The organism is Microbacterium sp. P2_F9 (assembly GCF_056403635.1).
The window spans coordinates 1-2037 of the sequence record NZ_JBFUFC010000347.1; the positions used below are offsets into that span (position 1 = coordinate 1).

Genomic DNA, 2037 nt, shown 5'->3' on the forward strand with positions numbered 1-2037 from the left:
CACCACAAGCCAGCCCTCGCTGTCGGCGCTGGTCGCGGCTCTCGCGCATACCGAGCGCGACACCGGCCTCGATCTGCAGGCAGTCAGCGACCTCGAGCCTTACTGGGAAGGCGTGCGCCACCTTTACCGTCCCTTCGAGTCCGGTCTGCCTGGCCCCACTGGGCGCGTGTACCACCACGAGATCCCTGGTGGACAGCTGTCGAATCTGCGTCAGCAGGCGATCGCCCTCGGGCTCGCCGACGAGTTCGAGCGCATCGAGGACATGTACGCCGCGGCCGACCGGATCCTGGGACGCATCCCGAAGGTCACCCCCTCGTCGAAGGTGGTCGGTGACCTCGCACTCGCACTCGTCGCCGCGAACGCCGATCCCGCCGACTTCGAGGAGAATCCCCAGGCCTACGACATCCCCGACTCCGTCGTGGGCTTCATGGCCGGCGAGCTTGGCGACCTGCCCGGCGGGTGGCCCGAGCCGTTCCGCTCGAAGGTGCTGGCGGGCCGTGAGATCTCGATCGACGTTGTGCCGATCAGCAGCGAGGAGAAGCAGGCGCTGGACGGCGATGCCCTCGAACGCCGCCGCACCTTGAACCGCCTGCTGTTCCCCGGCCCGRCGAGTGACTTCGAGCGCAACCGCGAGGCGTACGGCGACCTCTCCGCGCTCGGCACGCCGGACTACCTCTACGGGCTCAAGCCGGGCGAGGAGCATGTCGCAGAGATCGACCCAGGCGTCCAGCTGTACGTCGGGCTCGAGGCGATCGGCGAAGCCGATGCGAAGGGCATGCGCACGGTCATGACGACGCTCAACGGGCAGCTGCGCCCGGTGTTCGTGCGGGACCGCAGCATCGCCGTCGAGTCGCGTCAGGTGGAGAAGGCCGACACCTCCAAGCCCGGGCAGGTCGCCGCCCCGTTCTCGGGTGTGGTCACGCTCAAGGTCGCCGTCGGCGATGCCGTCGTCGCGGGCCAGCCGGTCGCCTCGATCGAGGCGATGAAGATGGAGGCCGCGATCACCGCCGCGGTCGACGGCGTGGTCGAACGGGTGGCGATCGGTGCCACCCAGCAGGTCGAGGCAGGCGACCTTTTGGTCGTCCTCCGTCCGGCGCAGTAGCCTGGAAGACGGGCCCCGGTGCCCGCCGACCCTCCTGGAGACCACTCAGTGACGCCTGATCGCAACGAACAGCACCCCGTCGAAGAATCCGAGAACAGCGTTCTCGGTGACACCGGTGGAATCGACACGACCGGCTTCGGCATCCTCGGAGGCGCGACGGAGCAGGTCAGCGTCGTCATGCCGACGGACTCCGACGACGATCTCGACGATGACGTCCTCGACGATGAGGTCTCGCCGTTCGAGGTCCAGGACGTGGGCGCTGAAACGTCCGACGTGTCCGCCGGGCAGGAGCCGATCAGCGAAGAGATCGTGGCCGAGATTATTCCGATGGGCGACGACACCGACAGCTACGCCGACACCTCGGCGGAGGTTCTGGAGTCGGCGGACGAGTACGCATTCGCATCCGACGTGGAGGGGGATCCCGTGAGCGACATCGAGACCGGACGTGAGTTCGACGACGAGCGGGCCGCCGAAGCGGCACCCATCGATCAGGACGAGGCGGCCGCCTGGTCGTTCGACTCCGCGTCGACGGTCGAGCCCGAGGAGCGGGTGCCGACGACCGGCGCCGTCCCGACCACGTCGGGGTCGATCCCCTCGACCCGCCGCAAAGCCCACCACGAGGCATCCGACCGCGCGACCGCCGTTGAGCGCGTGCCGGCGCGCACCGACCTGAGCCTCAGCTCCAAGCGGCTCGGCGAGCTCGGCGCGAGCCGCGAGTCCGCCGATCTGCTGACGGCCGACCGCCTGCTCGACCCCCACCAGGTCGTGCGATCCGAGCCCGAAGGGGCGTGGCAGAACTTCCTGTACACGATCACCGGGCACCGCGTGAACCTCGGCGACGGCAAGCGCGCACGCGCGCGCAAGGAACTCGACCAGCGGATCGCGGCGCCCATCAGCGGCGGCGCGCGGTTCGTGCCGGTGCTCTCGCGCAAGGG

1 protein-coding gene and 1 pseudogene are annotated in these 2037 nt (G+C 69.4%); both read left to right on the forward strand.

Annotation, left to right across the window (positions count from 1 at the left end; genetic code table 11):
* A partial coding sequence (locus AC1DVT_RS19800; RefSeq protein WP_477391061.1) for a biotin/lipoyl-containing protein occupies positions 1 to 1102 on the forward strand: 1102 nt, incomplete at its 5' end.
* Positions 1103 to 1150: 48 nt separating this feature from the next.
* Positions 1151 to 2037: pseudogene (locus AC1DVT_RS19805) on the forward strand (hypothetical protein); the annotation flags it as partial.